We start from the raw sequence: 26,351 nt of genomic DNA on the forward strand, positions 1-26,351 counted from the left end.
GGCACCAGGTCGCTCGCTACGCCAAGGTGAGCTGGAAGGATACATCACTCGACGCAACCGCCTCAGTAGCGGCCTGGGTGTGCCTCGCCTGTCGGGACCGTGGGCCGCATGGAGGCGGCCTACGAGCCTCCAGGGACGGATTTACGGCGTGTCTCGACAGGCGAGGCACACCCAGGTCGCGGCGAGTGGCACCAGTGGCCGCCGAGTGAGTGGCACCGGGAGGCAACCGGCGGGGGGCAAGCCTGGCTCAGGCGAGGGCCTTGCTGACCACCTCGTAGACATCCCGCGACAGCGTCGGCAGCGCCGCCAGGCGCTCGAGCTGGGCCTTCATCAGGGCCTCGCGACCGCGGTAGTTGCGCCAACGGGTCAGCGGCGTCAGCAGGCGTGAGGCCATCTGCGGGTTGCTGCGGTCGAGGGCCTCGATGCGGTCGGCCAGGAAGCGGTAGCCGGCGCCGTCGGCGCGGTGGAAGCTCACCGGATTGGCCGCGCTGAAGGTGCCCACCAGGGCCCGCAGCCGGTTGGGATTGCGGGCGTCGAAGGCCGGGTGATCCAGCAGGCGGGTCACGCACGCCAGGGTCCCGTCGCCGGGCATGGCCGCCTGCACCTGCAGCCACTGGTTGACCACCAGGGTCTCGTGCTGCCAGTCCTGGTAGAAGCGATCCAGCGCGGCCTCAGCGCGGGTGGCGTCGCCCTGCCAGGCGATGACCTGCAATGCCGCGAGGCGGTCGGTCATGTTGTCGGCGTCGGCAAATTGCTGCTCCGCCAGGGCCAGGCCCTCCTCCCCCGCCGCGGCGAGGAAATCCAGGCAGACATTGCGCAGGGCGCGGGCTCCGATCTGCTCGGCGCTGGGCGCATAGGGCTCCCGCGACGCCAGGCGCTGGCGGCAGGCGAGGAGCGCGTCGCGGTGTTGGCGGGCAATCTGCCGCCGGACACTGCAGCGGGCGCGGTGGATGGCATCCACGTCGGCCCCGCCCTCTTCCGCCGCGAGATCGGCCAGATAGCTCTCCCCAGGCAGGCGCAGCATTTCCGCCACCATCGCGGGGTCGAGACTGTCGTCGGCGAGCAAGACACCGATGGCCGACAGCCAGGTGGCGTCCAGCGCTTCGCCCTCGGGCTCCCGTATCTGCGCCTGGATTCCCCGCAGGGCCAGCTGCTGGGCCGCATCCCAGCGGACGAAGCCGTCCTCCTCCCGGGTCATCAGGGCGCAGAGTTCCGCGGTGTCGAGGTCGATCTCCAGGCGCACGGGTGCGGAGAAACCGCGCAGCAGTGCCGGGACCGGCGCCTCCCTGATGCCCTCGAAGCGGAACTCCTGCTCCGCCTCGCTGAGCACCAGTACCCGGGAGGTGTTGTCCTCCGGAACATCCTCCGGCGCCAGGCTTTCCGGGTCCGTGGACAGGCGCAGCGGCAGATTGCCCGCGCTGCCGAGCAGGCCCATGGCGACGGGTATCACCAGCGGCGCCTTGTCGGGCTGCCCCGGAGTCGGCGGCGTGTTCTGGCGCAGGGTGAGGGTATAGGCCTGGGCTGCCTCGTCGTACTCGCCCCGCGCGCTGAGCCGGGGCGTACCGGCCTGGCCGTACCAGCGGCGGAACTGCCCGAGGTCGACACCCGAGGCGTCCTCCATGGCGCGCACAAAATCCTCGCAGGTGACCGCCTGGCCGTCGTGGCGCTCGAAGTACAGGTCGGCACCGGCGCGGAAGCGTTCCGGCCCCAGCAAGGTGTGGATCATCCGCACCACTTCCGCGCCTTTCTCGTAGATCGTCACGGTGTAGAAGTTGGAGATTTCGATGAAAGAGTCCGGGCGCACCGGATGGGCCATGGGCCCCGCGTCCTCGGCAAACTGGGCACTGCGCAACAGGCTCACATCCTCGACCCGCTTGACCGTGGGCGAGCCCAGGTCGGCGGAGAAGCAGGCGTCGCGAAACACCGTGAAGCCTTCCTTGAGGCTGAGCTGAAACCAGTCGCGGCAGGTCACCCGGTTGCCCGACCAGTTGTGGAAGTACTCGTGGGCGACAATCGCCTGGACCCGCTGGAAGCCGGTATCGGTGGTGATCGCCGGGCTGCACAACACGCAGGAGCTGTTGAAGATGTTCAGCCCCTTGTTTTCCATCGCCCCCATGTTGAAATCGTCCACGGCGACAATGTTGAAGATGTCCAGGTCGTACTCGCGGCCATAGACCTCCTCGTCCCAGCGCATGGCCTGCTTCAGCGACAGCATGGCGTGGTCGCACTTGTCCAGGTCCTTGGCTTCCACGTAGATGCGCAGGGTGACTTCGCGACCGCTGGCAGTGCGGAAATGGCCCTCGATGTGCTGCAGGTCGCCGGCCACCAGGGCGAACAGATAGGCCGGCTTGGGGAAGGGATCCTGCCAGTGCATGCGATGACGGCCCCCTTCCAGGGCCTCCGCGCGTCCGGGGTTGCCATTGCTGAGCAGCACGGGGTAGCGCGCCTGGTCCGCCTCGATCGTCACGTCGAAGGGCGCCAGAACGTCGGGGCGGTCGGGGTACCAGGTAATTTTGCGGAAGCCCTCGGCTTCGCACTGGGTGCAGAACATGGCGCGGGACTTGTAGAGCCCCTCCAGGGAGCTGTTGTCCTGGGGGCGAAGCCGGCAGCGGGTGCGCAGTGTGCCCCGCTCGGGCATGTCGGGAATACACAGGGACTCGCTGTCGAGGGTGTACTGGTCGGGCGACAAGGGCTGGTCGTCGAGGAAAATTTCCAGCAACTCCAGTTCCTGGCCCGAGAGCGTCAAAGGCTCCCTGGCTCCGGCATCGGGGTTGCGCAGCAACTGCAGCTCCGCCGTAACCAGTGCTTCCGTCTCGTGGAGATCGAAATGCAGGCGGGTGTGCTCGACCCGAAAGGCGGGTGGCCGGTAGTCCTTGAGGTAGATGACCCGGGGGTTGGCGTCGCGCATGCTGACTCCTTAAAGCTGCGACAGGGCGACCTGATAGCCGCCGTACTTGCGCAGGTTGATGACTCCAGTGTCGAAAATCAGGTACTGGCCCTTGATCCCCAGCAGGGTGCCTTCGACCAGGGGCTGGCGCTCGAGGTTGAAGGATTTGACCTTGGTCGGATACTCCAGCACCGGGTAGTCAATGGACACGACCTCGCCATCGGTGATGGGCTGGACCGCCTGCAGGCCGTGTTCACGTTGCAGCATATCGATGCCATCGGCACACTCGCCCAGCAGGCGGTCCCGCCACGCGGGCAGATCGACCGGCTCGGAGGGCCCCTTGAGCATCGCCTGCCACTGGGTGCGGTCGGTGACATGGGCCTTGAGCAGGGTTTCCACCAGGCCCGACTGGTAGCGGGTCTGCACCCGGAGTACCGGCAGTGCCTGGGTTGCCCCCTGGTCCATCCAGCGCGTCGGCACCTGGCTGTGGCGGGTGATGCCCACCTTGACCCCCGAAGTATTGGCCAGATACACGATGTGCTCGATCATGCAGTGGGTATCGCCCCACTCGGGCTCGCGGCAGGTTCCCAGGTGATAGTGGCACTTCTCCGGGCTGACGATGCAACTGTCGCACTGGGCCAGGCGGCGGAAACAGGGATAACAGTAGCCCTGGTTGAAGCTCTTGCTGCTCACCCGCCCGCAGTGCACGCAGTGGATCTCGCCCAGGTAGCGCAGGGCCAGGGATTGCCCCAGCAGGGGGTTGAGGTCCACCCGGGCTTCATCGTCCAGGGTAAAACGATAGCTGACCGGGGCCTCCAGGGCGGTGCGCATTTTGCGCAGCCCGCCCCGGGCCAGTTCCGCCGGCGCGCTCATGTCCGGTCCGGGCTGTTGCGCCAGGCCAGGGGGACTTCCGCGGGGTCGTCGCAGACCTCGCCGGCCTTGTGCCCCTTGTCGATGTAACCCACCCGCTGCTCCGGCGGCAGGTGTTTCTCACCCCATGCGATTACCGCCTGCAGGGCGTGGTCGCGCTGCTCCGGGGAAACTGGTGAGCCGTCGGGCCAGCGCCCCAGCTCCACGGCCTGGCGCAGACGCTCGTAGATTTCCGGGGGCATCTGGTCGATGGCGTCCTGATACTGCATGGTTGCTCCGCGATTGTGCAAAGGGCGCATTATAACCGGGACCGCCCTCGCCTGCCGGCCCCGGCGAGCCAGGCCACTGCCAGACCCAGCAGCGCCCCCGCCAGCAGCCCACCCAGGTGCGCGGCATTGGCAATGGCACCGAAACCCAGGGTCTCGACAATCCCCAGCAGGCAGACCACCAGCCAGCCGACCATCAGCAGCATGATCGGGCGCGGCGGCTCCAGGGCCCAGGCCGGCCGCAGGCGACCGGCAACCCAGCTGAAGCCGAGCAGCCCGTAGACCACCCCTGACATGCCGCCAAAGATCGCGGGGCCACTGAACAGATACTGGGCACCATTGGACAGCAGGGCCACCAGCAGGAACAGGGCCAGCAGCATGCGCGAACCCAGCAGCAGTTCGACCCGGTGGCCGAGCTCCCACAGCCAGAGCCCGTTGAATACGATATGCAGCCAGCCGAAATGCAGGAAGGCCGGCGTCAGCAGGCGCCAGTACTGGCCGCCCATCTCGCCGAAACGAATCATCTCGCCGCGCACTTCAAAGGGGGTGAAGGTCAGGTAGCTCACCCAGCTGAAGGGAAAGGGCAGGTAGACCAGCAGGAAGCCGAGGATACTCAATCCCAGCAGGCCCAGCGTGGCGGGCGCTCGCTGCCAGGCAGGCGGCACAGTAAGCATCTCGGACATCAGTTGACCAGGGCGTTGCTCCAGTGCAGCTTGTCCCTGCAACTGGCATAGAAACTGTGTCCCACCGGGTGCAGCAGGGTCAGGCGGTGGGGCTTCTTGGTGATCAGGACGGTGTCCCCCGGGCGCGCGGTCATGTTGACCTGCCCGTCGCAGGTCACCGGCGGGTGGATGCGGTTGCGCGAGAGAATATCCAGGCGGATTTCACTGTTGCCATCGACCACGATGGGCCGGCTGCTGAGGGCGTGGGGGAACATCGGTACCAGCACCACGGCATCCAGGGTCGGGTGCATGATCGGGCCGCCCCCGGACAGGGAGTAGGCGGTGGAGCCGGTCGGGGTGGAAACGATCAGCCCATCGGCCCGCTGGCGATAGACGAAGACCCCGTTGATGGAAAGCTCGAACTCAATCATCTGGGCGGAGGTGCCGGAGTTGACCACGACGTCGTTCAGCGCATCGGCGCGGCCCACGGTGCGCCCCTCGCGCTGCACCCGGGCATCCAGCAAAAAGCGGCTCTCGCGCACGAATTCCCCGCCGAGCACCGCCGGCACCTGGCTGTGCATGTCGTCGGGGGAGATATCGGTGAGGAAGCCCAGGCGCCCGCGGTTGATGCCCAGCACCGGCGTCTCGTAGCGCGCCAGAGTGCGCGCGGCACTCAGCAGGCTGCCGTCACCGCCGACCACAATAACCAGGTCGCAGTCCTCGCCGATGTCGTCGAGGCTGCCACAGGGAAGGCTGGTCTCCGGCACCAGCTCGGCCAGTCGCTGTTCGAGAATCAGTTCGCGATCCAGGCCCTGCAGCAGCCCTATCAGCTCCTGAAGGACCTCGCGCAGACCATCCTGCTGGCTGCGACCGACCAGACCAATCCTGTCAAAACGTGTCTGCATGCCTTCCGCCTTGCGGCTACGGGGACGGTATTATACACGGCGCGGGCGCTGATTCCCGGTCCGGCTCTCTTCAACTCTGGAGACCCACATTGTTCTTCTGCAGGACCTGCTCTGCGCGGTAACTGGAGCGCACAAACACCCCGGACACCACTTCCATGAAGCCCTTCTCCAGCCCCCACTCACGGTAGCGCTCGAACTCCCGCGGCGAGACATAGCGATCGATCGGGTAGTGGTGCGCGGTGGGCTGCAGGTACTGGCCGAGGGTGAGAATATCCACCTGCGCCCGGCGCAGATCGTCCATCGCTTCGAGGATTTCCTCGTCGCTCTCCCCCAGGCCCAGCATCAGGCTGGTCTTGGTCAGCACGTCCGGGCGGTAGCCCTTGGCGTGTGCGAGAACCGCCAGGGTCTGCTCGTAGCCGGCCCGCAGGTCGCGCACCGGGTGGGTAAGCCGGCGCACGGTCTCGACGTTCTGGGCGAAAACCTCGATGCCCGAGTCGAGCACGGTCTCGACATCCGCAAGCACGCCCAGGAAGTCAGGGGTCAGGGCCTCCACCGCGGTTTCCGGATTGCGCTCCTTGACCCGGCGCACACAGTCGGCGTAGTGCCCGGCGCCGCCATCCGGCAGGTCGTCGCGGTTGACGGAGGTGAGCACCACGTACTTGAGCCCCATCAGCGCCACCGACTCGGCGGTATTGTCCGGCTCCTGGGGGTCGAGCCAGCCGCGGGGGTTGCCGGTGTTCACGGCGCAGAAGCGACAGGCGCGGGTGCAGACATCCCCCATCAACATGATGGTCGCGGTGCCGGCACTCCAGCACTCACTCATGTTGGGGCACTTGGCCTCCTCGCACACCGTGGCCAGGCGGTGTTCGTGGACGATATCGCGCACCTTCTCATAGGTTGCCCCGCCGCGGGCGCGAATGCGCAACCAGTCGGGCTTGGCGAGGCGCGAGCCGGCTTCGCGGCCCTGCTTGATGCCATCCTTGATCGCGGTCACGCCGCGGTCGGTGACAAACTTCTCGCCACTGCGCACCTGCACCACCGGGATGAGTTTGGGCTCCGACATGCACACTCCGCGAATCGGTGAAAAACGGCGATTATAGCGGAGTCGGGCAGGCCCTGCAGAATCCTGCGGGGCCCTGCTACACTGGGGCGCCAGCCACCTCTCGCGGAGACCCTATGGCCACCATCACCTTCTTCGGGGCTGCCCAGGAAGTCACCGGCTCCTGCCACCTGCTCGAGTCCCCTGCCTGCGGCAAAGTGCTGCTGGACTGCGGCCTCCACCAGGGTGGCGACGCCGTCGAGCGCATTCACAACGAGCGCTTTGCCTTCAACCCCGGCGATATCGATGCCGTGGTGCTCTCCCACGCCCACCTCGACCACAGCGGTATGCTGCCGCTGCTGGTCCACCGCGGCTTCGAGGGGCCCATTTACTGCACCCGTGCCACCGCGGACCTGCTGCCGATCATGCTGCACGATGCCGCCGGCCTCTACCTGCGCGACCTGGAGCGGGATAACCTGCGCGCCCGTCGCCGGGGGCGCAAGGAGCGCGAACCGATCTACGACATGGACGATGTGGAAACGGTACTCAAGCGCCTGCAGCGCATTCCCTACCGCAAGCACGCGGACCTGGGACCGAAATGCCGGGTAACCTTCCACGATGCCGGCCATATTCTCGGCTCAGCCATCGTCGAGGTGGAACTGGAGGAGAAGCGCGGCCCGCGGCGCCTGGTCTTCTCCGGCGACCTGGGGCGTGCCGGCTCGGTGCTGATGAACGACCCCAGCAGCCTCAGCGAAGCCGACATCGTGCTGATGGAAAGCACCTACGGTGACCGCAACCACCGCTGCGAGGATGAATCCCTGGAGGAGCTGCGCGAGGTACTGGCGGACACCTGGCGCCGGGGCGGCTCGGTGATGATCCCCGCCTTCGCGGTGGGGCGCACGCAGGAAATCATTTTCCACCTCGGGCGGCTCCACCACGCCGGCGAACTCGACCCCTGGCAGATCTTCCTCGACAGCCCCATGGCGATTGAAGTCACCCAGGTCTACGATCGCTGGCTGCACCTGATGGATGGCGACGACATCCGCGAGCTGAGCGAGTCCCACCGCCACTCCCTGGAGGGTTTCCTGCCCACCCTGCAGCTGACGCCGGATACCGAGCAGTCGATGGCGATCAACCGCATCAAGGGCGGCGCGATCATTATCGCCGGCAGCGGTATGTGCACCGGGGGCCGAATTCGGCACCACTTCAAACAGCGCATCTGGGACAGCCGCAACACCATTATCTTCGCCGGCTTCCAGGCCCAGGGCACCCTGGGTCGCCTGCTGGTCGAGGGCATGCAGTCAGTCAAACTGTTTGGCGAGGAATATGCCGTGAAGGCGCAAATTGCCACGATTGGCTGCTTCTCCGCCCACGCCGGTCAACGCGAACTGCTGGCCTGGGCCGGCAATTTCCAGGGCCCGCCCCGCTTTGTGCTGGTGCACGGCGAGGCCAAGGCGCAGGACACCCTGGCGGAGAAGCTGTGGGAGGAACAGGGCATCCAGGTGCAGATTCCCGCGCGGGGGGAGACCATCGCCTTCTGAAAAAGCCGTCGCGCTCCCCTGAGGATTCGCACTCGGTGGTCCGGCGTTGCTCCGGGGGATCAAGGACACGCCGTGAACCCGCACCCGGTAAAGCGGGGTGGGCTCTCCCTGGGGGCTCGGCGCCGGCCGTCCTGGCCGGCGACGGTCCTTGATCCCCCGGAACAACACCGAACCACGCCATCACCCTCAGCTTGAGTAGCGACCTGGCGACAGGGGAAGCGGAGCGACTAGCGTAATGGCGTGCTCTGGCGTAGTTTCAGGGTTTTCAGGACCGTCGGCCGCATGGATGCGGCCGTCGAGCCCCCATGGACAGGTTTACGGCGTGTCCTGAAAACCCTGAAACCCGCAGACAAGAACCCAGCCACGCCATCACGCTAGGAGGCACATTTCGGGATGGGGGTGGTCCGGGGAGGTCGCGATGGTCAGGGCGTGATCCGGAGTTATGACCGAGGGTCAAGGACCGTCGCCGGCCAGGACGGCCGGCGCCGAGCCCCCATGGACGGGTTCACGGCGTGTCCTTGACCCTCGGTCATAACTCCGGGTCACCGGGTGCGAGGTATCGTTGCCCCCGCACACCTAATCGGATCGTCAGATGCCGCGGGGAGCTTAACCGGCTACTGGGTGAAGGGTTCGGCGTAGAACTGGCTGTACCACTTGCGGAACTTGGCGATCGGCCCATCGCCGTCGCACAGCGCGGGGTCCGGTCGGTAGATCTTGTTCTCCCAGATCGGCCGGTCCTCGTCGAGCTGCTTGCAGATATCCTTGACGATCGCCGCGTTGACGCCGCCCTCTTTCACCTGGCCGTCCACCTTGGGCTGGGTAAAGGCGAAGCGCACGTGAACGGTTTCCTCGTCAACCGGGGTGACATTGCCCATCAGGAAGGTGTCGGCGATGCCGGCAAACTTGGTATAGCCCTGCCCGGGGCCGATGCTTCGAGCGGTGATGCTGCCCTTGATGGTGCCGCGGGGGGTTTCCATGTCGGCGCGCTGGACCATGTTGGAGAAGTGATCTTCGTAGCGGAGATCCGTTTCCGGGAAGGTGGCGGTCTGGTGTACATAGCGGAAGTGGGCCGAATCGGCGCCGTTTTCAGCCATTTCCTGACAGGCGGTCTTGAAGGTCCACTCGAAGCGCTTCAGAGGTGCCCAGTCTTCGCTGTTGGCCTCCGGGAAGCTCTCCACTTCCCACTTAGGCGGCTCGCCCTTGGGGTGATACCAGGCATAGATCACCTGGTTGTCCTCCACCAGCGGGTAGGAAGTCAGGCACTGCTTGCCGTCCACCTTGGGGGGCATCTTCTTGGCGTAGGGCACTTCCGTGCAGTAACCCTCGGGGTCGAATTTCCAGGCGTGGAAGGGGCAGACGATGTTTTCCCCCTCGATGCGCCCGCCCTGACCACTGCTTTCGTTGATGCCGTAGCCGAGGTGCGCCCCGAGGTGGGGACAGTAGGCGTCCAGCAACACAGGCCGCCCGGATTCGGTACGGAACAATACCAGTTCCTTGCCGAAGTACTGCACCGCCCGGGAGTCGCCCGGTTTCAGTTCATCCGCGTAGGAAATCACGAACCAGCCGAAGGGAATCGGCATCGGAGGACGGGGTTTGGCCATGGTCACTCTCCTTGAAGCGAGGTGCGAGTCGCACAGAACAGTAAAGCGCCGCACTGTTGCCCGCGTGGTTGATGGCGGCATGATAATGTTTTTCCCCACGCGCCTTAAGGGCATTGGTACAAGCACTTGCACCGATCCCGGGAAGCGGGCCCGCGGTATCCAATCAGAAGCGGTAGACACCCGTGAGACCGAACTGCCGCGGCTTGATCACGCGGTCCTGGGGAATCACCCCCGAGGAGACCGAGGCGTCGAGCAGGGTTTCCAGCTCGTTCTGCATCAGCAGGGCCTCCCTGTCGAAGGCATTCTTCACCCACAGCTTGAGATCCCACTGGCCATCCGCGCTGCGCAGCCCAGTGAACAGGTCGAGGGTGGCGAAACTGCCGCTCTCGACCCGGGTGATGGGCGCCACCCGCATGCTGTGGAAATTGTAAAGCGTATCGAGATACCACTCCGCGCCCCAGTCTGTCACGGGCACCACATAGCTGGAGCTGGCAACCACTGACCAGTTGCCGGTATCGCCGCCCAGGCGCTCGCCGCTCAGGTCGCAGACCCAGAACCCGCTGGAGCCGACGTAAGCCAGCTGGCCGCTGGTATCGGCACAGATGGCATCGTCGAAATCCTCGTATTTGCTGTCGGTATAGGCCAGCAGGAGCTGCCCGCGGAGGCGGTCGCTGAAGAGGTAGGTGAGATCCACCTCCGCGCCGCTCACCAGCACCTCATCGGCATTCTGAATGACGTCGAACTGACTGTCCTGGAGGCCATCGCCATCGGTGTCCAGGGGAGCTCCCAGTGTCTGTGTGTGGAAGTCCGTGTAGGTCTGATAGAACGCCGCCAGGTTGAGGCGCATGCGCTGGTCGAGCAGGTCCGATTTGTAGCCCAGTTCGATGCTGGTCGAGCTTTCATGATCGAAGTTCTCGATCGCATCAGGGGTGGTGCCGGAAAGGTCCAGTGTGGTGCCACCGTCCCGGCCACCGCGATCCAGGGTCAGATAGAGCATCTGGTCAATCGACAGCTTGTAGGACAGCTTCACCGTGCCGGTCAGGTCGATGTACTTGATCTCGGCATAATTCGGGGGGTAGGGAATGTCCAGGTCCAGAACACTGCCGCCGAGGTTCGCGGTGCCCATCACACGCAGGGCGTTGAGGTTCTTGCGTACGACACGGCTCCAGCGAGCGCCCGCGGTAAGGGTCCAGTCATCGCTCAGGTAAAAGTTGTTGTGGGTGAAGACGCCCCAGTTTTCCGAGGAGGCGTCCAGCACCACGTTGGCGGTGGTGTCCACCGCGCCACCCAGGCGAAGCTGGCGCGACCTGACCGTGGTACTCGAGTTGTTGTGGCCGTAGTAGAGGCCGGTTATCCAGTCCCAGCGGTCATTGCCGCTGGAGGCCAGGCGCAGCTCCTGGCTGAAGACCTTGGAAAAGTTGATCTCGGCGGTCTGCCAACTGTCATCCACCCCGGTCACGTCGGTGTCCTTGTCATCATCGTTGGTGGAGGTGGCGTGATAGGTCTGGGAGGTGAGCACAGTGTCACCGATCTCGACATTCAACTCGCCAATGGTCTGGTTCATGCGCGCCCGAATATGCCGTGGACGATCACTCAGGTCGACCCTGTCGGCAGCCTCCACGCCTCGCCCGTCAGAAATCCACTCGGAGTTGTTGCTGTCCCACTCGACATAGCTGTGGCTGAGCCGCCCACTGACCGCCCTGCCCGGTTCCCACAGGACCGTGGCCCTCAGCGATTCGGTCCTGGCGAGCTGGTCCCGGTCGAGGTTGCCGTACTCATAGCCGCTGCTGTTGTTTTCATCGTAGACCCCGGCCAGGCGCAGCCCCAACTGGTTCTCTATCACGGGAATACTGAGGCCGAAACGGGTGTTGGACAGCTGGTGCTCGCCGAAGGACTGCTGAATATAGCCCTCCCTGCGGGTCAGGTCGGGGTTGCGGGTGTGAATGACAATGGAACCCGTGGGCGAGGCCGTGCCATACAGGGTTCCCTGGGGGCCGCGCAGCACTTCGTAGCGCTCGATATCAAACTGGGTAAAGAATGCCAGCTGCTGCTGACTCACATAGGCCCCATCCATGAACACGTTGGTTCGAGGCGTCATGGGGCCCTGGATATAGGTTCCCACCCCGCGCAGCGTAATGTTCTGTGTCGAGCCGAAGGATTGCAGGTTCAAGCCCGGAGCCAGCTTACCGAGATCCTGCAGATCGAAGGACACCTTGTCTTCAAACGCACTGCCCGTGATGGCATTGATGCTGACCGGAACGTCCTGCAGCAGCTCGGTGGTCTTCTGGGCGGTTACCGTGATCTCCTCCAGCACCAGGGTATTCTGGGCCTGAACCACGCCACACCCGCTCAGGGCGATGACGGCGATATAGCATCGGCTTCGTTTCACGACATGCTCCCTGTTTATCGTTATTGGGGCCAGCAGAAACACCACGCAAAAGGCATTGCGGGCAGTGACTGCAGGCGTCTTTATTGCACATTTTAATTTTGGTCGCAATGTTTTTGTCTCGCTGAAAATAATACGTGCGCTCAACAAGATGGCCTGAAACCCCATGTGAACTGGGCACCAACTGTCATATATGCACCCATTGATGGTGCATTTGCCTTCCCTAAAGAATGTTTTTAGACTCAGCGACAGGAAACTCTATCTTCGCTGTCACGCACCCGCATCCCGGGTGCCACACTACAAGGGGTCATCGCGATGCCAGTCAGCAATTCCGTTCCGGACAGTCACAAGCACATACTGGAGAACGGCGTATTTGCATTCATGAGTACCATACGCGCCAGTGACCAGCTGATTTCCACCAACCCGGTCGGCTATGACTGGGATGGCGAGACGCTGCGTATCAGCACCCTCAAGAGCCGCGTGAAATACCGCAACCTGCAACAGGATCCCCGCGTCACGGTCTGCGTACTGGATGCCCGCTCACCCACCCGCTATGTGGAAATTCGCGGCAGAGCGGTGCTGGAGGACGACCCCGGTGGCGCCCTGAACAAAAAGATGTTCCGGGAGAAGATGGGCTACGAGTTCGACCTCGACGAGCCTGGGGCGGAGCGGGTTATCGTCACCATCGTACCCGAGCAGGTCTCCACCCCGACCCTTTACGGGGGCCGTCTGGACCATGTCGGTGATCCAGCCGGGGGAGAGAAGCCGTGAATGAAGAGCTGATGCGGCGCTACTACGCAACCTACAACCGCGAGGACCCGGAGGCTCTCGCCGCCTTCTACCACCCCGAATGCCAACTGCACTCGGCACAGGGGTCGATGCAGGGGCGCAAAGAAATCCTGGACACCTACCGCTATCTGGTCACAGCGTTTGAGGACCGCATGACACCACTGGACATCCGTGTGCAGGGCGATACTGCAGAGGTTGACATCCTCGACCGCTTCACCGCGCGCGAGGATGTCGCAGATTTCATGGGCCAGTCCCTGGTCGCCGGCGAGAGTTTCGAGTTGAAACTGAAGGCGCACTACCGGGCTGAAAGGGGACGGTTTCGCGAGATTCATATCGCACTGAGCCCGGACTGAGGCGGCGCTCTCCCCGCCTCCCCCGGCTCGCGCCCCGGACCGGGGCGCGTTTGGAACGACCGGGCGCTGCCGGAGCGGCCGGTCTACGAGTAAATCGGCCCGCCAATCAGGTGTGTGGCCAGATCGATCAGCAACAGGCTGATGACACCGACAAAGGAGGCTTCGATAAACACTCTGCCGAGCCCCCAGCGCTCACCGTCGACCTCCTCGTCCATGCGGTAGACATTGGGGAAGGCGACCACAAAATACAGCGCATAGAACCAGGACCCGTAAAGCAGCATGGCGTCGAGGTCCTCGTACCACACGTTACTGCCGTCATTGTCGATCATCACGAAGTACATGTAGGTCTCGCCCCAGGCCCAGAAGCAAGCCACCACCAGCACGATCGCGGACCAGGCCACGGCCCGCGCCGCGGCGGAGCTCCAGTGCGTGGTCATGGTGCGGATACGCCGCATCACGATAACCGCGCTAGCGTGGTAGACGATGAAGAACACGATGGCGTTGAAGTACATGGACGGCGGTACCTTCATGTGCTGCGCCAGCGCCGTCGACTCATCCGGGCCGACCAGAGCAGAATCCAGGTACAGGTTCACGTCTTCAAAGCGGTAGCGCAGGCCGAGGATTTCAAAGAAGTACTCGGTATGGAAATAGGTAGCCAGAAAAATCCACCAGAACATGTAGAGGTTGAACTTGAACCAGTAGCTCTGCTGCCAGGCTACGCCGCTGTTGCGCCGGAGAAACCAGGGAAGCAGCACGCAGTACGGCAGCCACATGAGCAGGTTCTGCATGATATTCCAGAAGGTCCCGGTCTCCAGCCAGCCCATCTGCACCATGGCCATGTTGTAGAGAAACCAGAAGGGTATGACGGTGAGAAAAAACTTTTCCGCCCAGGCCTTGTCAGGGTTTGGCGAGAACCAGTAGCCCCCCTTCCCGCGGTCATTCATCGCTGCCTCGTGCATACTCGCTCATCCTCTTGTTTTGTTTTGGATTCGTGTGTTCAAAGTGCCGGCTCGCGCTTCCTGACCCGGCCAATAGCGCAGGCGACTTCGGTGGCTTCATCGATGGCCTGTCGAATCAGTCCCGGACCGTTACAGTCCCCGATGTGCCAGACCCTCTCCGCGAGGCCCGCAAACGGCGAGCTTGCGGCCTCCAGGCCCTGCGGCTGCCCGGCCAAAACCACGGTATCGGCGTCCAGCGAGCGCTCTCTGCCCGCAAAGCGCAGGGTCAGCCCGCCCGGATAAAGCGCGACCAGTTCAGTCTCGGCCAGCACCTGCCCACCCAAGCGATCGAAGCGTGACAGCTGCTCCTGCCGCCGTTTCGGGCCAACGTCGAGGGCGGGTACGGCGGCGCTGCAGAGCAGCGTCACCGAGCGCCCCCGCCGCAGCAGGAACTCGGCAAACTCGAGGGCCACCAGATCCTCACCCACGACACACACGCGACGCCCCAGGGGCAGATAGTAGCGACTCAGTCGGCGCAGATGAGCCGGCTTCAGGCTACCCCACAGGACGGCGGGAACTTGCGTCGCGAGCCGCATCCAGGTCGGGCCCTGACCACCCCTGACCGGATTCACGCCGGACAATACCTGGCGCATCGCCCAGGCATCCACCACGTGGGGCAAATCCCGACCGGGCACTGCCGGCAGCCTGGGTATCGCCCCAGTCGCCACCACCAGGACATCCGGTGCCAGGGCCTGAACCGCGCTGGCATCGGCCCGCGTGTTCAGGCGCAAGTCCACGCCCAGGCGCTGCAGCTCACGCGACAGGAAGTACAAAAGGGGTTCGTTGTCACTGTGTACCAGTGCGGCATAGAACAGGGATCCGCCGACCCGCGGCGATTGTTCCAGCAGGGTCACCGAGTGGCCATTGCCGGCACACTGGCGAGCCAGCTCCATCCCCGCGGTACCCGCACCCACCACCAGGACCCGGAGCGGGCGATCCACGCTGCCGGGCACCCGTGTACCCTCGCGCCCGCTGAAACCATTGACCGCGCAATGCATGTTGGCATCAAAGGGGGCCACCAGCATGGAGTCGATACAGTTCTGACAGGACAGGCACTCGCGCACCTCGCGCCGGCGACCCGTGCGAAGCTTATTTGGCAGCTCCGGGTCCGCCAACAGGGGTCGTGCCCACATCACGATATCTGCCTGGCCACGAGACACCACAGCGCAGGCCGTTTCCGGTCGGTGCAGCCGTCCCACTACCATCACCGGGATATCCACCAACTGCTTTATCGACGCGGCGACCGCCACGTTGTGCCCGTCAGGCGTGTCCGAACCACAGACGATCTGGCCGACCAGGCGATCGTGGGAAACGCCGCCACTGATCTGCAGGCAGTCCACCCCCGCCGCTACAAGCTGCGGCGCCAGCCGCTGGGTTTCCGTCAGGTCGCGGCCGTCAAAGCTGCCCTCGTAGCCGGAGATACGCAGCGTCAGGGGGAAGTCCCTGCCCGTTGCCTGCTTGATCCGCTGGATGGTTTCCAGCAACAACCGGCTGCGGGTCTCCAGGCTGGCACCGCCATATTCGTCTTCGCGCCGGTTGCGCTGCGTCGACAGGAAAGAGCCCAGCAACATGTAGGCGTGCGCCGCATGCAACTCGATACCGTCGTAGCCGGCCTCCCTGGCGCGCACGGCGGCTGCCGCGTACTGGTCCATGATGCCCTCGAGTTCGCCCCGCTCGAGGGCGCGACAAGGCCAGCCGGTTCCGGCGGCGACGCAGACCGAAGGGCCCAGGGGGTCGGTCATGGACTCCGGCCCGGGATGGGAAATCTGCGGCTGTATGCAGGCCCCCTGGGCGTGCACGCGCCGCACCAGCTCGCGGTGACCCGCGATAAAGCGGTCATCCCCCAGGCTCAGGGCCTGTGGCTGATAGCGCTGGGCGACATCCACCGAGCACATCTCCACGGTCAGCAGCCCGGCGCCGCCGCGGGCGCGGGCCTCGTGAAACGCGATCAGGCGCTCGCTCACTTCGAAGTCCGCCGTGCCGTAATTGGTGGTCATGGCCGACATGGCAATGCGGTTGCGCAGGCGCATGCCGGCGATATTGACCGGTTGAAAGAGTGCACCGAAATCCTGCATGTCTGGCTCCCCCCCTGCCGCCCTCAGGCGGAACGCGCCAGGGCCGCGAGGCGCAGGCCTGCCTGGCGACCGAAAAAAGTGGCGTCCGCCACCGACATGCCACTGGCGTAGCCCTCACCGGTGCGGGGGATACCGGCGGCGGTCCGGCCGGCGGCAAACAACCCCGGGATGACCTCGCGGTCGGGACTCAGGACCTCTCCACCGGGTAGCGTGTCGAGCCCGCCGAGGGTAAAGCAGGTGGGCCGCAACTGCGCCAGACTGTAGTCAACCAGCGCATAGGGGGGTGACTCCAGGGGAGCCAGCCAGGTATCCGCCTTGTGAAACAGCGGGTCGTGCCCGGCGCGGGCATGGCGGTTGTAGGTGGCAACGGTTTGCTGCAGGGAGCCTTCGGGCAGTCCCGCTTCGGCCTCCACTTCTGCCACGGTTTCGCCGACTGCGATAATCACCGTGGTGTCGTGGTAGTCGGGCCGGGCGAAGTAGCGATTGTCGATAAACATCCACGCCCGCATGTCGGTCTGTCGGGATACCGCGGCACCCAGTCGGGCCAGGTAGACATCCTCGTTGACAAAGCGCTGCCCCTGGGCGTTGACGAAGATACCGTAAGTCAGCTGCGCGGGCGGATAATGCGCCACGCCGACGAAGGCCTGGCCCATGTGAATGGCGTTGCCGCCGGCGGCCACCCCCAGCAGAATGCCATCCCCGCGGTCACCCGGGTTGCCGTGGCGGGTGCAGACGGCAGCCAGGTCCGGGATGTGCTGCCGGGTCAGCCTCTCGTTCATGATGAAGCCCCCCAGGCAGAGGATGACCCCGTGTCGCGCTTCGAGACAGTGCAGCCGGTTGTCGGCCTTGACCTGAACCCCACACACGCGACCGCTGTCGTCCTGGATCAGGGCCGTCACACGATGGTCGCAGCGGACCTCCACGCCGGCTTCCTCTACCCGCTGCAGCAGTGTGTCCATCAGCACCTTGCCGCCGTCGTGCCCCGCGTCTGCTGGCAGGTGCCCCCGGGGCACCGGTGTTGCCAGATCGCGGAAGGGCCAGGCGCGCTCGTTGCCTGTGTATTGCAGGGAGTCACCGGTCAGTGCAACCACATCGCGCCCGGTAAACAGGCTGCGCCGGTAGGGCACGCCCTGGGACTCCATCCAGTCAAAGTGTGCCGCCGCACCCGCGACAAACGCATCCACGCGCGCCGGGTCGGCAAACTCGCCAAAACAGGCCATCAGGTAGCGGCGAAAATTTTCCGGGCTGTCTTCAATGCCCAGGTCCCGCTGCAGAGAAGTGCCACCGGAGCCGCCCAGATACATTTCGCAGGCGGACAAGCGCGTCGAACCGCCACCGGCACTGGCCCCCTCCAGTGCCATGACATCCAGGCCTGCAGCACGCATCTCGAGTGCAGCGCAAGCACCCGCACCGCCAAGGCCGCAGACAATGGCATCGGTGCTGGCGTCAAAGGCAGCGACATCGCCGCGGCGGATGATCCTGGACATGACAAGGCCTCCACAAGGGACAAGACTCCCGGGACTTTAGCCGAACAAACATTTCATTTACAATCCTTTTTTTTCGAGATGTGCCAGGGGCGCGAGCATGAAGGTACTGGTAACCGGCGGCACAGGTCTGGTGGGTGCATTCACGATTGCCCGTCTGTTGCAATCCGGTCATGACGTCAGAGCCCTGGTGCGCGACCGGACAAAACTCGCCTCCTGTCTGGCGCCACTGGGCAGCAGTGCCGCAGCGGTAGAACAAGTGACGGGGGATGTCACGGCCGCGGATAGCGTCGCAGGGGCCGTCGAAGGCTGCGAAGCGCTCATCCACTGCGCCGGCGCCTTTTCCGACCGATTACAGGACGAAGCCCTGCTGCAACAGGTCAATGTGGAGGGCACCCGCACCGTGCTGGCACAGGCCGTGACCGCGCAGCTGGATCCGATCATTCACGTCTCCAGTTACATCGCCCTGTTCCCGCCGGCGGGCCAGGTCCAGGAAGCGGACGACCCGGTCACCGAGCCGCGCTCCATGTACGCCCGCACCAAGGCCGCGGCCGAACGTATCGCCCGCGACCACCAGGCGCGAGGGGCGCCGGTGGTGACGGTCTACCCGGGCTCCATCCAGGGTCCCCACGACCCGACCTTCAGTATCGGCTCACAGATTATCGCCCGCACCCTGCGCGACCGGCGCATGCTGGTAAGCGACAGCGGCAGAAGCTACGTCGACGTGCGCGACGTCGCCGACCTGTTGAACAACCTGCTGGAAGCGGGCCGCGGCCCGCGGCGCCTCATGTGCGGCGGCCACTACCTGCTGGATGAGGAAGTGCGGCAACTGCTCTCCCGCGTCAGCGGCGAGGAGATCCGCGCACTGCGCATCCCCGGCTGGCTCCTGCGCGGCATGGGCCGCGGCGCTGACCTGATCGCCGGGCTTCGCGGGCGCCCCTTCACCCTGACCGCGGAAGCCGCGGAAGTGCTGACCCGCAGCGTGCCCTGCAATGACGCCCCGGGCCTGAAAGACCCTGGCTATCGCCGCCTCAGTGCCGAGCAGTCCTTCCGGGACCTGGTGACGTGGATTCGGCAGAGCGGCAAAATCGACAGCCTGCCGTGAGCGGGCTAATCCGCCTCGTACAACAGCTCCATCACCATGTTCTTGAGGTGGCGGATGTAGACCTTGGGGTTGAAGCTGCGCGGTTCCAGGGCAATCTCGATCAGTATCCCGGTGAGCATGCAGTGAACCAGGTAAATGGCTTCACCCAGCACTTTGTCGCTGGCCTGGCTGTCGTGGAATATCTTGCGCCCCAGCTGGAGGTGGGACTCCCGGCTGCGACTGATTGACAGGTCATTGGCCGCCTTGCCGTGGCCGCGGGTGGCCAGCAGGATCTCCAGGGTCGCCATGTACTCTTCCCCCTGGTAGTGCTGCCAGGCAGCATCGACATACTTGCCAACCCGGCGCGAGGCGGTGCCCACCGTGAAGCGGGGAGCACTCAGGGTCTCGTGAAACTTGACGTGGGAGCGCGCCAGAATTTCTTCGAGGATTTCTTCCTTGCCGCCAAAATGATGCTGGACCGCGCCCCAGGTCACACCCGCCCGCTTGGCAATCTGGGTGGAGCTGGCGGCCGCGAAACCCTTTTCCTTGATCAGGCCGATCACCGCGTTGATGATCTTTTCCTGGGTTGCCCGGCTTTTGGCCGCCTGCCGCCCCAGGGCTTCCACGTCCGCCGGATTCAGTTCCTGGGACATGCCGCTCTCCCCTTCGGTTGAAAACCCGCGCAGTTTATCACCTGCTTCAGAGCTGAGACAGCAATGCGCCCGCAATGTGTTTATCCCGGCTGGCTACCGCCACACCGGAGCGCATCACCCCGGCGATGCGGGCTTCAGCTGTGCCGCCAATCGACAGCGCACCTGATCAATACTCGAATGTGATATCCACACCATAGGTCCGCGGTGGCTCGTAGGTACCGGCGATGATCGGACCGAGCACGTTCATGTTGGCGGGCAGGTCGCTGTCGGTGAGATTGCGCCCCCACAGGGCGACGCGGAACTCGGCATCCCCCAGACGCAGGCCCTCGAGGGCGAACTGCGCATTCAGGCGCCAGGTTTCATCATTGACCTCGTCATCGGAATACTCGGCGTCCCGGGTTGCCGCCCACTCCTCGGAGCGATAGGAGGCATCCAGGTGCAGGCGGAGGTTCGCGCCCGCCAGCACTGGCTCGGTCACATAGTCGGCCCGGAACACACCACTCCACTCCGGCCGCAGGTGCGGCGAAGGCGCCACGCCCAAGAGATCCAGGTCGAGGGTATCAAAGCTGAAATCCAGATAGCCCAGATCCATGCCCAGGGTCAGGCCACCCAGTGGCAGCCAGCTGAGTTCCAGCTCCATGCCGTCGGCGCTGGTATCTCCGGCGTTGACGATCACCTGCGAGGTGGGCACTGGAGGGTCCACCAGATTGCCGGCGGTTCCAAACTGCTGGTCTTCGTAATCGGTGGAAAACAGCGAGAGGTTCACTTGCAGGGTGTTGTCCCGCCAGCTGGACTTGAGGCCCGCTTCCAGTGACGTCGCCGTTTCCGGATCGTAGATCAGGCCGGACACGATGCCGCCCGAGATATACCCGGTTGAATACTTGGCATACAACAGCAGATCGGCGCTGGGCTTGTAATTGAAACCCACCAGGTAGGTGGTCTCGTCCTCATCGAAGGATTCTTCCAGAACCTCGCCGGTCATCAGGGTACGGTCGATGTAGTCCTTCTTGTCGTTGGTAAAACGCCCGCCCAGGAGCAGGTCCCACTCCGGCGTGATGTGGTATTCCCACTGCCCGTAGAGTGCGAGGGAATCGGTCTCCACCTCCGACTGGCGCGCCCGCTGGTTGCCGGGGTAGAGAGTCAGGTTGGGCGGCGCCGAGCCAAAGAAACCGTTCGGCGCGCGGTTGTAGCCACCGGCGGACTGGTCGAGACCGTAATAGAGGAAGCCCGTGGTCAGTGTGTAACTGTCTGCGCTCCAGATCAGCTGCAGCTCCTCGCTCAGCTGCTCGGTCTTGCGGCCCCCGTTGGTAACAAAGACCACCACGATGGGCGCGAACTGCCCCAGGCCATCCAGGGTAAACCCCGGGGTATCGATGGAGGATTCACGGTAGGAGAGAATATTGCGCAGCGTGAGCGTATCACTGATCTCGTACTCCGCCGTCAGGTTGTGCCCCCGGCTGAGCTTGTGGGAGTTCAGGTGGAAGGCATTGTTTACCGAATCGGGACGCTCGGTACCGAAAGAGGACCCGATCAGGGGCAGCAGCGAGGCATCGGCATCCAGGATGCCGGTGCCCAGCGGGGAGTTGGTGGTATCGACGTAGTCAAACTTGTAGACCAGCTCCAGGTCCTCGTGCAGGTCGAAGCTCACCCCCAGCAGCATGGCATCGGTCTGTTCGTTGCCCAGCTTTTCCGGGGACACGTAGAAGCCGCCACCCTGATGGCTGAAATCGACCTCGAAACCCGCCCCGCTATTGCGGATCTCGCCATCCCGCTCGCGATAGGTGTAATCCAGGCTGAGACTGATCGGTCCCCACTGGGGGCTGTCGATACGGGTGCGAGACTCGAACAGATCGAGGTTGCCTGAGGTGAGCCGCTGACGTATGCCGAATTCGCCCTCGGGGTCGCGGGTGATGAAATGAATCGCACCGCCCGAGGTATTGCGACCGAACAGGGTGCCCTGTGGCCCCCGCAGCACCTCCACGCGCTCCAGGTCGGCGTAGTTGGACAACACCCCGGACCCGCCCTGGATGTAGACCCCGTCCTGGTAGATGGCGACGCCGCTGTCGGCGCCCAGGGCCGTGCCGGAGGCGTACAGGCCGCGTATCTGGAACAGCACGCTCTGGGTGCCCCCCGCTCCCTCCACCGCAGACAGGTTGGGCACCAGGGTATTCAGGTCGAGCAGGTTGTCGATGCGGTAGGTCTCAATCGCATTGCGGCTGAAAGCGGCTATCGAAATGGGGACATCCTGCAGACTCTGTTCCCGTCGCTGGGCCGACACGATAACCTCTTCCAGCGCGGTCGCGCCGGACTGTGCCTGCACAAGGCCTGGACTGGCCGCGGCCGACACCAGCGCAGCGAGGGCGGTCCTTCTGAATAGGGGTGTGGACATGCTTGCCTCCGAAACCGGACCGATGCCGGATTTTTCATTATTCGAATGGGAATGCGTCTCTAGGTCAGATGGCGGCTCGCAAAGGCCTCCATGTCCCGCAGCTTCTCTTCCAGGGTCATGCGACTGGCCATGCCGTTGGCGTCACAGAATGCTTCGCGGTAGAGCTTGCTAACGCCAAGCGCCTCGCAGCGTGCAATATTCTCGGGACTCGGGTCATACAGCCCCAGGCAGATGTCAAAGGGATCGTCGGCACGGCCCTGCCTTGATCGCTCGGCCAGCAATTGCGGAACCAGTGCCTCCACCTCGGCCATCTCGTGCTGGCCACCAATCCAGCCATCGTGGCGCGCCGCACGCTTAATCGCCGCCTCGGAGAAACCGCCGATATAGATCGGGAGCGGTTCGGCGAGGCCCGGTGACATCTGCAGGCTGGGGAAGCGGTAGAACTCCCCTTGGTGGGACACCGGCTCCCCCGACCAGAGCTTCTGCATGACCTCGAGCATTTCGTCACAGCGACGCCCGCGGGTGTGAAAATCCTGACCCACCAGCTCGAATTCCGACTTCTGCCAGCCAATCCCCGCCCCCAGGATCACCCGCCCCCGGCTGATATTCGCCGCTGTCGAAATCGACTTGGCGACGTCAAAGGGAGTGTGCAGGGGCAGCACGTAAACACTGGTGAGAAACCGCAGCCGCTCGGTGACCTGCGCCAGTGCGGCGATCTGTACCCAGGGGTCGGGCCAGTGGGTCTCGGGGTACCAGCGGATCATGTTGTTCTTGCTGTAGGCGTAGTCTTCGTATTGCTCACTGAATGTGATCAGGTGCTCGCCCAAACTGACACCCTCGAAACCGAGGTCCTCGGCGTGCCGGGCCAGGGTGGGCAACTCATCCATATCCAACATGGCGATGCACTGCCAGTGCTTCATTCGGGACCCCGTCCTGTCTGTCTCTTATTGTGAATGGACCTGAGCGACTCATCGAGGTGCCCTGGCCCAAATGCAGGTCGTGACCCGGGAGAATCTACATTCAAAACAATTTATTCGCAATGCTTTTTTTGGCGAATAGCCAGCCCTCTCTCGCGCCACTCGCGCCTCACTCGGGTCCCCCCCCAGGAAAGACGCTTTTCGCTGCCTTGCTCGCGCCCGTGGCGCAGGCTATAATCACCCAAAAGATTTATTTATAAATGTTTTTGGAGCGCAGCATGAGCAACGGCATTCCCTTCGTGAGCGGTGGCAAATCCCCACAGGAAGGCGGACATTTCGAGGAGTTCAGCCAACATCCTGCCTTTTTCCTGATGCGCGCCTGGCGGGAATGCGGCGAACTGGCTGAGTTCGACATGGGCGGACGCAACACCGTACTGATGGTCGGTCCGGAGGCTCACGAAGCGGTATTCCGGGTGGACGATGAAAAGGTCAGCGCCCGCGAAGCCTATCAGTTCATGGTGCCGATCTTCGGCCAGGGCGTTCAGTACGGTGCACCGCTGGATATCGAACGGCAGCAGCTGCGCATGCACTCCCGCGGCCTGGCCAGTGAAAAGATGAATCACTACGCCCCGGTGATTGCGCAGGAAACCGAGCAGTGGATCGCCGACTGGGGCGAACAGGGAGAAATGGATTTCTACGAGGGCTTCGCCGACCTGACCATCAAGACCTCGACGCACTGCCTGCTCGGGGCCGAGTTCCGCAACTCCCTCACCGGCGAGTTCGCCAGCCTCTACCACACCCTGGGGGCCGCCGCGGACGCCGGCGGCCTGCAGGACCCGCAGGCCCAAAAGGCCGCCTACGAGGCCCGCGATGCCGCGCGCGCTAGGCTCGAGGAACTCATCACCGAGCGGGTCGAGCAACGCCGGGCCAGCGGGGAGGTTCACCCCGATCTGCTCCAGGTCTACATGGACGCCACCTATTCCGATGGCCGGCATCTCAGCACCAGCGAGATCGCCGGCATGATCGTCTGGTTCATGTTCGCCGGCCACCACACCAGTGCCAATACGGCCGCCTGGGTGCTGGTGGAACTGGCACGCCACCCCGAGCTCGCCCGCGAGGTCGTGGCGGAAGTCGACCAGGTAATGGGCTCCGACGATGCACTGGATCTGCGCGTCCTGCGTCGCATGTCGGTACTGGAGGGCTTTATCCGGGAAACCCTGCGTGTCCACCCTCCCCTCAACACCCTGACACGACGGGTTATCGAGGACTTTGAATACAAGGGGCATGTGATCGAAAAAGGCAAGAACGTCATGCTCTGCCCCTATGTCGCCCACCGGCTGGAATCCAGTTTCCCCCAGGCAGAAACCTTCGACCCGCACCGCCCCGCTCCGGACAATCCCTTTGCCCTGATTCCCTTTGGCGGCGGTCAGCGGAAATGTGTTGGCAACGCCTTCGCCATTCTGCAGGTCAAGGTCATCTTTTCGGTGCTCTTGCATCACTACGAATTCGACCTGGCCGGGCCGCCCGGCAGCTATGCGGAGATCATGCCCTCGCTGATTCTTCGGCCTTCCGATCCCTGTGTGCTGCGCTACCGTCGGAGGAAAGCCTGATGACGCGCTACCGAGTCGAAGTCGACCTGCTGCTGTGCCAGGGGCACGGTGTGTGCAAGGAGGAGTGCCCCGGTGTCTTCGAGGTGGAAGATCAGGGCACCGGTTACTCCAAGGTCCGGGTACTGCAGGAGCACCCGGACCCCTCACTCAACGAAGCGCTGGAGGCGGCGGAAACCTACTGCCCCAACCGCACGATACGACTGATTGCGGTCGACACCACGGAGTAAGGCAGCGTCCGCCCGGCGCGCCCGGCTCGCGGCGTTTCAAGACAGTGCGGTCCGATCAGCCCTCGAATTGGGCCGTGCTATAGCCCGCCATGATGTGCCCGCAAACGGGAAAGATCACGCTTTCGTGAGCCTGGTGGGTCGAGTAGGCGAGGAAGTCATCCGTGTTGGCAAAGGTGGCCTGCACCGCGATGCCGGCGTTTCCCTCCAGCAGCCCCAGGTCCAGCCCGGTGTGGAAGTCGACGATACCGGGAATCTGCGCCGGCAGTTTGCGGAAGGCGGCCAGCACCGCCTCCTTCTCTTCCTGCGTGGCATCGTCCTTGAAGTGGATCAGGGTGATGTGTCGAATCATGATGCCTTGGCCCCCTTGGCCTGTTTTTCACGCTGTTCGGCTTCGTGACTGTCGATGGCCTTCTGGATGCCACCCATGTACTCCGCCATGAAGCGATCCGCGTTGGAGGCGGCCCATTCCAGTGAGGGAGTGCGGTTGTCGTTGCAGTGCTGGAAATGCGGCATCACATAGCGCGCCAACAGCTCGTAGGACTTCTTGGTCGCTTCGTAACCGGCGGCGTTGTGGGCCAGTGACAGAAAGGCGCCAAAGCCCCCCGACTGCTCCTGCAGCTTCTGGATGTGCGCAACCAGGTCGTCCGGTGTACCCACCAGGCCGACACCGAAGGCCCCCAGGCCGCCGGTGCACCACACCTCAATGGCCTCGTCGAGGTCCTTGACCTGGGGAAACAGCTCGCCGCCGAACTTGTGGAAATAATTGAACATGTCCATCAGGCCGTACTCGAGATCGCGGCGTGCCTGCTCTCGGGTCTCGGCAATATGGAAAGGTGCAACCACCCGCCAGCTGTCGCGATTGACGCGCTGCCCGTATTCTTCCGCCTTCTGTTCGCAGATGCCCCAGTGGTCAGCCAGCGCCTTGAAGCCCTGGGGACTGGAGGCTGCCACGGAAAGCATCGCGGCGCCGTATTGGCCGGCCAGGCGCGCCCCCGAGGGCGAAATGGCCGAGGCTACCGCAATCTCCAGCTCTGCCTGATAGGGCAGGATATGCATGCGTGCTTCCTGCAGGGTGAACCAGTCGGTTTTCGCGGTCACGGTCTCACCGCGCAACAGCCTGACCAGCACCTCCAGGGATTCCCCCATCCGCTCACGCAGGCGCTGGGGATCGACGCCCATCATGTAGGCGTCGGCGATCAACTGGCCGGGACCCACGCCGAAGATAAGCCGTCCACGAGTCTGGTGATCGAGCTGTGCGATGCGGTCGGCAAGAATCAGCGGCTGGTGATAACTGAGGGAGCTGACCCCGGTGCCAAAGCGAATGTGCCGGGTGCGCTCCGCAGCCGTGGCGATGAACACCTCCGGCGATGCGATGCACTCATAGGCACCGGAGTGGTGCTCACCGATCCAGGCTTCGTCAAAATCCATCTGGTCGAGCCAGCGAATCAGATCGAGATCCCGCTCCAGGGCAAAGGTCGGGCTGGTGCGGTCATTGTGGAAAGGTGCAAAGAAGGCACCAAAGCGCATCCGTCTGGGCGTATAGGTCACGGACAATCCTCTTTCTGATCAAAACATTTCACCAGTAATGTTTTGATGGTAGCCACTGTCCCCGACT

Annotated in this window: 22 protein-coding genes; 6 read left to right on the forward strand and 16 right to left on the reverse strand. The window is 64.0% G+C overall.

The window, feature by feature from the left end:
- Nucleotides 1–247: 247 nt before the first annotated feature.
- The 6 genes from pepN to lipA all read right to left on the reverse strand — a co-directional run bounded on the left by pepN (nt 248) and on the right by lipA (nt 6,653).
- On the reverse strand, nt 248–2,908 hold the full coding sequence (pepN, locus tag ACYVGS_RS00745) for a M1 family metallopeptidase (protein ID WP_460586713.1): 2,661 nt from the start codon (nt 2,906–2,908) through the stop codon (nt 248–250).
- 9 nt (nt 2,909–2,917) lie between these two features.
- Nucleotides 2,918–3,760 carry a DUF2797 domain-containing protein gene (locus ACYVGS_RS00750; protein WP_460586714.1) on the reverse strand — a complete coding sequence of 281 codons (843 nt, stop codon included), beginning with the start codon at nt 3,758–3,760 and terminating at the stop codon, nt 2,918–2,920.
- Nucleotides 3,757–4,026: a YeaC family protein gene (locus tag ACYVGS_RS00755; RefSeq protein ID WP_460586715.1), complete on the reverse strand. Its 270-nt coding sequence runs from the start codon at nt 4,024–4,026 to the stop codon at nt 3,757–3,759. The genes ACYVGS_RS00750 and ACYVGS_RS00755 overlap by 4 nt, the downstream gene beginning before the upstream one ends.
- Before the next feature lie 29 nt (nt 4,027–4,055).
- Nucleotides 4,056–4,706 carry a rhomboid family intramembrane serine protease gene (locus ACYVGS_RS00760; RefSeq protein ID WP_460586717.1) on the reverse strand — a complete coding sequence of 217 codons (651 nt, stop codon included), beginning with the start codon at nt 4,704–4,706 and terminating at the stop codon, nt 4,056–4,058.
- Nucleotides 4,706–5,590: a diacylglycerol kinase catalytic domain-containing protein gene (locus ACYVGS_RS00765; RefSeq protein ID WP_460586718.1), complete on the reverse strand. Its 885-nt coding sequence runs from the start codon at nt 5,588–5,590 to the stop codon at nt 4,706–4,708. Before ACYVGS_RS00765 ends, ACYVGS_RS00760 begins: the two co-directional genes overlap by 1 nt.
- A 70-nt stretch (nt 5,591–5,660) precedes the next feature.
- Nucleotides 5,661–6,653, reverse strand: coding sequence for a lipoyl synthase (gene lipA, locus ACYVGS_RS00770; RefSeq protein ID WP_460586719.1), 993 nt, complete (start codon nt 6,651–6,653; stop codon nt 5,661–5,663).
- A 113-nt stretch (nt 6,654–6,766) separates the two neighbouring features.
- Between lipA and ACYVGS_RS00775 the strand changes: the two genes are divergently transcribed.
- Complete coding sequence (locus ACYVGS_RS00775; RefSeq protein ID WP_460586720.1) at nt 6,767–8,170, forward strand: MBL fold metallo-hydrolase RNA specificity domain-containing protein; 1,404 nt, start codon at nt 6,767–6,769, stop codon at nt 8,168–8,170.
- A 614-nt stretch (nt 8,171–8,784) separates the two neighbouring features.
- Here ACYVGS_RS00775 and ACYVGS_RS00780 read toward each other — a convergent pair.
- Nucleotides 8,785–9,771: an aromatic ring-hydroxylating oxygenase subunit alpha gene (locus ACYVGS_RS00780; RefSeq protein ID WP_460586721.1), complete on the reverse strand. Its 987-nt coding sequence runs from the start codon at nt 9,769–9,771 to the stop codon at nt 8,785–8,787.
- A gap of 163 nt (nt 9,772–9,934) precedes the next feature.
- On the reverse strand, nt 9,935–12,160 hold the full coding sequence (locus ACYVGS_RS00785; RefSeq protein WP_460586722.1) for a TonB-dependent receptor: 2,226 nt from the start codon (nt 12,158–12,160) through the stop codon (nt 9,935–9,937).
- Nucleotides 12,161–12,472: 312 nt separating this feature from the next.
- On the opposite strand from ACYVGS_RS00785, the gene ACYVGS_RS00790 reads away from it, so the two are divergent.
- Complete coding sequence (locus ACYVGS_RS00790) at nt 12,473–12,928, forward strand: PPOX class F420-dependent oxidoreductase (RefSeq protein WP_460586723.1); 456 nt, start codon at nt 12,473–12,475, stop codon at nt 12,926–12,928.
- Complete coding sequence (locus ACYVGS_RS00795; protein ID WP_460586724.1) at nt 12,925–13,299, forward strand: nuclear transport factor 2 family protein; 375 nt, start codon at nt 12,925–12,927, stop codon at nt 13,297–13,299. Before ACYVGS_RS00790 ends, ACYVGS_RS00795 begins: the two co-directional genes overlap by 4 nt.
- An 83-nt stretch (nt 13,300–13,382) precedes the next feature.
- On the opposite strand, the gene ACYVGS_RS00800 is transcribed toward ACYVGS_RS00795, so the two are convergent.
- From ACYVGS_RS00800 to ACYVGS_RS00810, 3 genes are read right to left on the reverse strand one after another with little or no spacing between them, the layout of a single operon-like run.
- Nucleotides 13,383–14,258 carry a hypothetical protein gene (locus ACYVGS_RS00800; protein WP_460586725.1) on the reverse strand — a complete coding sequence of 292 codons (876 nt, stop codon included), beginning with the start codon at nt 14,256–14,258 and terminating at the stop codon, nt 13,383–13,385.
- Nucleotides 14,259–14,296: 38 nt separating this feature from the next.
- Nucleotides 14,297–16,372, reverse strand: coding sequence for an oxidoreductase (locus tag ACYVGS_RS00805; RefSeq protein WP_460586726.1), 2,076 nt, complete (start codon nt 16,370–16,372; stop codon nt 14,297–14,299).
- Between the two features lie 23 nt (nt 16,373–16,395).
- A complete protein-coding gene (locus ACYVGS_RS00810) occupies nt 16,396–17,859 on the reverse strand; it encodes an FAD-dependent oxidoreductase (protein WP_460586727.1) in 1,464 nt (487 codons plus the stop codon).
- 97 nt (nt 17,860–17,956) lie between these two features.
- Between ACYVGS_RS00810 and ACYVGS_RS00815 the strand changes: the two genes are divergently transcribed.
- Nucleotides 17,957–18,961, forward strand: a complete 1,005-nt coding sequence (locus ACYVGS_RS00815) for a Rossmann-fold NAD(P)-binding domain-containing protein (protein WP_460586728.1) — start codon at nt 17,957–17,959, stop codon at nt 18,959–18,961.
- A 5-nt stretch (nt 18,962–18,966) separates the two neighbouring features.
- On the opposite strand, the gene ACYVGS_RS00820 is transcribed toward ACYVGS_RS00815, so the two are convergent.
- From ACYVGS_RS00820 to ACYVGS_RS00830, 3 genes are all read right to left on the reverse strand, one after another.
- Nucleotides 18,967–19,593: a TetR/AcrR family transcriptional regulator gene (locus tag ACYVGS_RS00820; protein WP_460586729.1), complete on the reverse strand. Its 627-nt coding sequence runs from the start codon at nt 19,591–19,593 to the stop codon at nt 18,967–18,969.
- A gap of 166 nt (nt 19,594–19,759) precedes the next feature.
- The gene (locus ACYVGS_RS00825; RefSeq protein WP_460586730.1) at nt 19,760–21,982 is read right to left on the reverse strand and encodes a TonB-dependent receptor; all 2,223 of its coding nucleotides are present in this window, start codon (nt 21,980–21,982) and stop codon (nt 19,760–19,762) included.
- A gap of 59 nt (nt 21,983–22,041) precedes the next feature.
- Nucleotides 22,042–22,902, reverse strand: a complete 861-nt coding sequence (locus ACYVGS_RS00830; RefSeq protein ID WP_460586731.1) for an LLM class oxidoreductase — start codon at nt 22,900–22,902, stop codon at nt 22,042–22,044.
- 275 nt (nt 22,903–23,177) lie between these two features.
- Here ACYVGS_RS00830 and ACYVGS_RS00835 point away from each other — a divergent pair, with 275 nt between their 5' ends.
- Nucleotides 23,178–24,509, forward strand: coding sequence for a cytochrome P450 (locus ACYVGS_RS00835; protein WP_460586732.1), 1,332 nt, complete (start codon nt 23,178–23,180; stop codon nt 24,507–24,509).
- Nucleotides 24,509–24,736, forward strand: coding sequence for a ferredoxin (locus ACYVGS_RS00840; protein WP_460586733.1), 228 nt, complete (start codon nt 24,509–24,511; stop codon nt 24,734–24,736). The genes ACYVGS_RS00835 and ACYVGS_RS00840 overlap by 1 nt, the downstream gene beginning before the upstream one ends.
- A gap of 55 nt (nt 24,737–24,791) precedes the next feature.
- On the opposite strand, the gene ACYVGS_RS00845 is transcribed toward ACYVGS_RS00840, so the two are convergent.
- Nucleotides 24,792–25,085 (reverse strand): Dabb family protein, encoded by a 294-nt coding sequence (locus ACYVGS_RS00845; RefSeq protein ID WP_460586734.1) that lies wholly within the window; start codon nt 25,083–25,085, stop codon nt 24,792–24,794.
- Complete coding sequence (locus tag ACYVGS_RS00850; protein ID WP_460586735.1) at nt 25,082–26,284, reverse strand: LLM class flavin-dependent oxidoreductase; 1,203 nt, start codon at nt 26,282–26,284, stop codon at nt 25,082–25,084. The genes ACYVGS_RS00845 and ACYVGS_RS00850 overlap by 4 nt, the downstream gene beginning before the upstream one ends.
- Nucleotides 26,285–26,351: the final 67 nt, after the last annotated feature.

It is taken from the genome of Haliea atlantica (genome assembly GCF_054779855.1).